The following is a 6650-nucleotide window of genomic DNA, read 5'->3' on the forward strand; positions in this document are numbered from 1 at the left end:
ATGAAAAACTTAAAGAAAATTTAGAAAACCATATGCAAATGTTAGTTCAAAATCCAGATAGAGTTCAAAAATATTTCAATCATAAAGATATTCAATATGCAGCTTGATAATTATAGATATAATGCCGTCGGGTTAATAGATAGTTCCATTCGTTTTTAAAAGTTGATTTGCAGCACAGGTATAAGTATCATTTAGATGATCATATACAAACTCCTTGGTATTGAATAAACCATTGTTTTGCGAAGAGTGAGCTTTTGGAGAGGAGTAGGTTGTTATTCCATTTTTCACACACGTATCAATATGTATTGCTGTGGTATATCCTTTATCTGTTATGCAATTCATTTTTTCAACTTTTAATAATTCTTTTGCATCTAATGCCATAGGAGCCAAAGCATGTGTATCATTAACAGAACCAGTATCATTGTTGATAAACAACTTGTGTTTTCCATCACATCCTGCTTGTATATTATACCCCACATTAATAATGTTTCTGTGAAGAATAACAGATTTGGCATCAGGATCTGTTATGCTTATTTGAGCTGCGCCCGTTTGTTTGAGTTCTTTTCCAATAGATTGATACCGTTGTTTTTTTTCTTGTTGCCAAGTAATCTTGTTTGAAATTTCTTTTTTTTGAGATTCCTCCAGCGCATCATTCTGATCAAGTTGTTGTTCGTATTCTGCAATTTTGGTATCGATATAATCGATATGGCGGTCTATTTTTTTTTGATTGAAATTATTTTTTAGACTATTCTGAGCTCTTATTTTAAAAGAATCAATGGCTATAGTTTCTCCATTAATCAAATCCATTTCTTTAAGCAGAACTACAAAATACCGAAAGGATTGTTTAAAAGCTTTAGGATTGTTTTTTCTGAAGTAAGCAATTTTTCTAGCAGAAGGTTGTAATCCTTTTAAAAGCCATAATACTTCGATATTAATCTTACAGCTTCTTCTAACTTTCTAGAAGAACGAATACCATTTCTGTATCCATACATAAATAATTTCAGTAAATCTGCTGAATTATAGGGCGGACGTCCTTCGGTTTGTAGGACATCATTAAACCCTAATTCCTTTAGCGGAAGCATCTCTACAAACCAATCAACCACCCTCGCCCAAGAATTAGCGGCAACATTTGATTCAAAGTCCATCATTACGAGTTGATTCCTGTCAAATCCTTGAATATAATCCATCATAAATCTAATTAAATATAGTATAAATATACTGATAATCAATTAATTAAACAAATAATTAAGATCTGTTTTTAGAAAAATATAGCGATTTAGGTTAGTAGTTTTTGCGCAGTCTGACGGTTGGCAGCTAAAAGAAGTGGCGGTTTTGGAACACTCGTCTATACGCACAATGTTTATTAGTTGCTCAAATGTTTATATGCGCACTTTCTCCGCCATTTTTTTTAGGTGCTGTTAGTGTTGTTATTTTTTTTCAGTTTTAGCAATCCATTCTAAATACTTTTGTTTCAGAAATCCAAAACCATCTTTCCAATATTCAGGTGTGTTTATTGTAAAGTGATCTCCTGGATAATAAGCAAACTGAAAATTTGAATTTAACTCTTTCATCTGCTTTTCTAATAAATACACTGGGTAGTTTAAAAGAAAATTATCCTGTTTACCTACAGATACGCGAACTTTGTTATCCAATTCTGGTTTTAAGGATTCCCAATTGTCTCTTAGATTTAAAGCAATGTCATATTTCTTCCAATTAATAAATACGCTCGAATCTATTGCTCCCGTTTTACTGTCACAAATACTTTCAGGCATTCCGTCGCTTCCTTTTTTACTAAATACAGCATCAAAAGAATGCATTTGTTCACCACGATAAATAACATGCTCCATTGTATACATAGTCTTCATTGTGGCCCAAGGAAAAGCTCCTGCTACCGTTGCCACTAAACGTTGATTACCGTCTTTATCAGAAAACATATTTGTGTCTTCGAATAAATTTACTTTCAGGAAACTTCTAAAATCAACAGGATCAGGCGAACTTGACCAACAACCATCAAATACCTTTGGATATTGCGTTTGCAACCACAAAACCGTCCATCCGCCACTACTATGTCCCGTTAACAATCGAGCACCATTGGCTCTAAACGTTTTTTCTAATAAAGGTATAAACTCCGAAGTCAAAGCATCACCTACAGGACCATTGTTATCACTATTAGCATATACAGAATGGCCTAAAGCACAATTCCCATCAAGATACACCATAATAACCGCTATGCTGTCAATCGGTTTACTTGGTTCAGTAGTACCTGAAAGTCTATGATAATCACCACCATAACCTGAAACATTAAACAACACAGGAAATTTTCTAGTAGGTTCAGTATAGTATTCTTTTGGAAGGATAACCGCTGCCTCAAGCGTCATTGCTTTTCCATGAAACGCAGTAAGTAAAGCAGAAGGTGCTTTTAACGCTTTTACATATTCGGTTTCCTTAAAATCAGGATACTCGGCAACTATTTCTTTGGCAACAATGTTAAAAACCTTCTTGAAGTCTTTTGTAATAGTAATCTTCTCAGAAGCATTAAATAAATTTCCTGAACTATTTGCAATAGAACGACCACCAAGGTTTCTATCCCATACAATTTGTACATAATAATCGCCACGCTCAATATCAGATAAAACGGTAGGAAAAGAATTCGCTTTATCATCTATAGTAACGCTTTGTCCGGGTTGCACGTTTTGGACAGCAACAGAAAAGCAAGGAAAACGTTCAATACCTACAGCACCATCTTTTGGTTCTTTGTTCTCTTTTGAAAGATAAACAACCACATTTCCTGTAAATGCCTTATTAAAAACAGATGAGGAATAACTGGCCTTAAATTGTTGGCCAAAGCCACCTGTGAAAAACAGTAAAATAAATACGATGCTAAAATATATTTTCTTCATTTTTTTAATTTTTAGTTTGTTCTATTAATAGCCAACGGTTAAAGTAACAATAGTAGCCGATTTCGGCAGCATGATTTTTTAAAATTCTACCAAATTTGATGCGGACTACACTGTTTATATTTACTAAACTTTCGGCAATTATTTTTGTGATTTGTTGTCCGTTCGTGCTTTTGAAATCAACGTTTTTATTTGTCGAGCTCTTTGTCAATCATTGTTATAAGAGAAGCGTTATAATTTAATAAATTTTTCATTTGATTTGAAAGGGATATTACTTGAACTGTAAATACTTTATAGTAGGCAATTATAAAGTTTCGCTGTTCATGATTTAAATTGAAAGGTTGCATTTCTGGAGTATAATCAACCGAGTTCTTTTTAGTATTCCAGAAATCATGCGTATCTACAATTTTTCCAAATTCTCCCATCTGATTGTTTATCGTATTAATAATTCTGTTATTGTAGTTTGCTAAGTGATCTATTTGATTTTTATAATTGGTAATGCCGACTTTAATGTCAATGTTTTCAATGAACCGCATGCTACCTGAACTGATTAATTGGTCGTAAGTAGGTGTATTTATTTCAATGATCATATTTTTTTGTCCTTCTAACAATAGGCGGCTTAAAGTGGCTAATTCTTTATTTTCATTTTGTGTGTAGAAAACAGAAACAATGCTATCATATAGCGGTATACCTCTGTTTAGTCCATTGATATATTCAGTATATAGTTCTTGATGTTGAAGAAGGTCATTTCTGTAAGCTTCCAGATTTTGACGGGCAATTTTTCTTTCAGAAAAATGCTCCCGAATATTTTCAGCGATAAAACCCATTGTTACTGCAAGAAAAATCATTAAAAACTCTAGAAAATATGTCTTCCACTTTTTGGATTTAGGATGTAAGTTTGGGTGATGACGTACTTCCTTGTTTTCAGCTTCTTGATTATGATTGATAGTTTCTGTGTCAGGAGTATGAATGATTTCGCCAGAAGGTTTTTCTGATTGAGTATTGTTCGAATTACCAAGGTGTTTTTCGTCTGTATTTTCTGCCATATAGTTATAGTTATTTGGTTATTAGCGTGTTCTGTCGCTTGAATAAATGCGTGTTTGAATGGTATTTGTTTATTGTTAGAATCATGTCTTACTCCCGAGTAAATATAAAATCCCATACAAAATCAACGCTCAACCATATTTTGTCAGGTTTAGATGGTAAATTGAGCTGTGTTATCCAATTTTCACCCTCGTTTTCAATCACAGCGGAATCTATTTGAATAGGTCGGTATGATTCCCCACCTTTGAAAAAGCTAGTTGGATTTGCTGGTGCGCTTACTTTGGCAGATTCAATGGTCACCGATTCTCCAGGATTATTTAGAAATGTGGCTTTTATTCTAACGACGCCTTCCTCAGTTGTTATTGCTGCTTCTGTCAATATAGAATCGCCTTTGTGCTCTACTTCCAGTTCAATTTTTCCAATGTCAACTTTAAAGTCGTACATGGTAAATATTTTATTAATCTGTTGATTTTCGCCAGCAATAACAAGTGGGCTATTTAATGACCCTTGTGAGCTAATGAGAATATGGGCAATTGTCATAGTGTCGTATGAAGTGCTATCGAGATTATATTGTTTAGAAATCGCAATGAACAACATTAAATATCCGTTGCCATCCTCATTTAAGTGAGGTTTAAATTTATCTCCGATTATTGCTTGAAGTTGATCTCCTGGCAAGGAATATCCCAAGGTGATACCATAGGCTGGACTTTCATTTTTTACTTGCCAACGTACACCTGACTCTTGTGCATTACATACCAACAATGTAAGTAAAAATGCAAGAGTAATTTGGAGATTCTGGTATTTCATATTTTAATAATTACTGCTGTTGTGCGTTCGGCATACTTTTTAGTACGCTATTTTTCGGTTATTTAGTTCCACGTTAAAGCTCACTTTCGCACCTAAAGCGTCAAATACTTTCAGTATAGTTTCAAATCTTGCATTTTTTACGCTATTTTCAATCTTTGAGATTTGAGCCTTCTGAACTCCAACAAGTACGCCTAATTCTTCTTGTGTCATATTGCGTTCTTGTCGAGCTTGTTTTATGGCTTGTCCCAACAAGTCAATTCTCAACTCATTCTCAAACGCTTCTCGTTTTTCGGTTCCACGCTTTCCAATGTGTTTGTCAATCATTGTGTCAAGCGAAACGGTTTTAAATTTATTTGTTGCCATAATTATTTATTTTTTTGTCTTATTTTCTAAATATTGTTTTCTAATTTCTTCCGCCTTTTTAATTTCTTTTGTTGGTGTTTTCTTCGTTTTCTTTAAAATTCCGTGTGTTGCCACAACCAAAGTTTCTTTGTCGTTTGTTTTGTCCCAAAATGAAAAAAGTCGATAAGATTTACCGTTATACAAAGTCCTAAATTCCCAAATAAAGTCATTCAATTTTTTGAAAAGTTCATTGTCATTTACAAATTGAGCTTTTTTGATGTTGTAGTAAATTTTTTCTCTCGTTTTGTCGTCAAGATTTTCTAAAAACTCAATTGCTTCGGGCAATAATTCTATGTCAAAGTTTGGCTTCATTCACAATTTTTGTCAAAGATATAAATTTCCTAATTGGGAAACAAGCACTTTCTTATAAATTTTCATTTGTCAAACCGTTTTATGTGAAAATTTGATTTTCGGTAGCGGTCGGAAATGCTGACGCATAACGTTTTTGGGCTTTGCGATGGTGGGGGATTAGAAGCACTACGCTGTCAGAGACGCACAAACTTTGATAGAAGCACATAGCCTGATTTAACCACTTAACTGCCACTTTTGGGTAGGTGCTGTTGTGCGTTCGGCTTTCTTTTTCTGTCAGGCGAGTTTAACAAAGTTGTCTTCAAGTTTTACGTTAAAATTTATCTCTGCTTTTAATGCTTTAAAAACTTTTAAAACGGTGTCAATTGTCGCACTGTTGGCACTGCTTTCAAGTTTTGAGATTTGTGCTTTCTGAACTCCTACAAGTTTTCCAAGTTCTTCTTGTGTCAAATGTCGTTCTTGTCTTGCTTTTTTAATCATATTCCCCAAAACGTCCATACGAAGTTCGTATTCGTATTCGTCACGGTCAGATGTACCAACTTTACCGATATACTTGTCCTTCATTTCGGCAAGCGAATAAGTCTTGATTTCTTTAGTTGCCATATGGTTATTTTTTCTGTTTGTTATTAAAATAATTGTCTTTAAGTCTTATTGCACGGTCGATTTCGTTTTTTGCCACTTTGTCAACCTTTTTTATGAAACCGTGGGTCGCAACTACTAGGGTTTCTTTGTTGTCCGTCTTGTCCCAAAATGCAAGAAGTCTGATTTGAAGTCCTGCGTATTTTGTCCGAAACTCCCAAATATCATTTTGAAGTTTCTTTAAAAGTTTTGGGTCATTAGTCTGCTCAGCAAGGTCAATATTGTAAAAGATTTTTTTGATAGTCTTCGGGTCAAGTCCTGAAATGAACTTGTCTGCTTCTTCTAAAAATCTTGTTTCAAAATATTTCATTCAATACTGTATTGTTAAACGTCACAAAGATAAATAAAGTTTCCATATTTAGAAACTAAAAGCTGGTTTATTTCTGTCGATCCGGTTTTCTAAGCTGACGCACAACGTCAGTTTGTCTTAAAACCCCGGTTATTTTATCAAATATAGCAAAAAAGCGGAGGTAAATGAAGCGATTTGCCGAATGTTGAAAAAAACTTTAACCACAAGATTATTAAAAATCGAACGTGTTAAAAAGGGTTTAA

9 protein-coding genes are annotated in these 6650 nt (G+C 33.9%); all 9 read right to left on the reverse strand.

Annotated elements, in window-relative coordinates; genetic code table 11:
- Window positions 1-132: 132 nt before the first annotated feature.
- The 9 genes from Q8S45_RS05290 to Q8S45_RS05330 all read right to left on the reverse strand — a co-directional run bounded on the left by Q8S45_RS05290 (window position 133) and on the right by Q8S45_RS05330 (window position 6408).
- The gene (locus Q8S45_RS05290; protein ID WP_305601913.1) at window positions 133-807 is read right to left on the reverse strand and encodes a transposase; all 675 of its coding nucleotides are present in this window, start codon (window positions 805-807) and stop codon (window positions 133-135) included.
- 101 nt (window positions 808-908) lie between these two features.
- Window positions 909-1229: a transposase gene (locus Q8S45_RS05295; RefSeq protein WP_305601915.1), complete on the reverse strand. Its 321-nt coding sequence runs from the start codon at window positions 1227-1229 to the stop codon at window positions 909-911.
- Between the two features lie 198 nt (window positions 1230-1427).
- A complete protein-coding gene (locus Q8S45_RS05300; RefSeq protein ID WP_305601917.1) occupies window positions 1428-2900 on the reverse strand; it encodes an alpha/beta hydrolase-fold protein in 1473 nt (490 codons plus the stop codon).
- Window positions 2901-3085: 185 nt separating this feature from the next.
- The gene (locus Q8S45_RS05305; protein ID WP_305601919.1) at window positions 3086-3943 is read right to left on the reverse strand and encodes a hypothetical protein; all 858 of its coding nucleotides are present in this window, start codon (window positions 3941-3943) and stop codon (window positions 3086-3088) included.
- 88 nt (window positions 3944-4031) lie between these two features.
- A complete protein-coding gene (locus tag Q8S45_RS05310) occupies window positions 4032-4748 on the reverse strand; it encodes a hypothetical protein (RefSeq protein ID WP_305601921.1) in 717 nt (238 codons plus the stop codon).
- A 39-nt stretch (window positions 4749-4787) separates the two neighbouring features.
- Window positions 4788-5111 carry a helix-turn-helix domain-containing protein gene (locus Q8S45_RS05315; protein ID WP_305601923.1) on the reverse strand — a complete coding sequence of 108 codons (324 nt, stop codon included), beginning with the start codon at window positions 5109-5111 and terminating at the stop codon, window positions 4788-4790.
- Between the two features lie 6 nt (window positions 5112-5117).
- Entirely contained in the window at window positions 5118-5462 is a 345-nt protein-coding gene (locus tag Q8S45_RS05320; protein ID WP_305601925.1) for a type II toxin-antitoxin system RelE/ParE family toxin, read from the reverse strand.
- Between the two features lie 273 nt (window positions 5463-5735).
- Window positions 5736-6062 (reverse strand): helix-turn-helix transcriptional regulator, encoded by a 327-nt coding sequence (locus Q8S45_RS05325; protein WP_305601927.1) that lies wholly within the window; start codon window positions 6060-6062, stop codon window positions 5736-5738.
- A gap of 4 nt (window positions 6063-6066) precedes the next feature.
- A complete protein-coding gene (locus Q8S45_RS05330; RefSeq protein ID WP_305601929.1) occupies window positions 6067-6408 on the reverse strand; it encodes a type II toxin-antitoxin system RelE/ParE family toxin in 342 nt (113 codons plus the stop codon).
- Between the last annotated feature and the right edge of the window lie 242 nt (window positions 6409-6650).

This window comes from Lutibacter sp. (assembly GCF_030692605.1).
Lineage (GTDB): Bacteria > Bacteroidota > Bacteroidia > Flavobacteriales > Flavobacteriaceae > Lutibacter.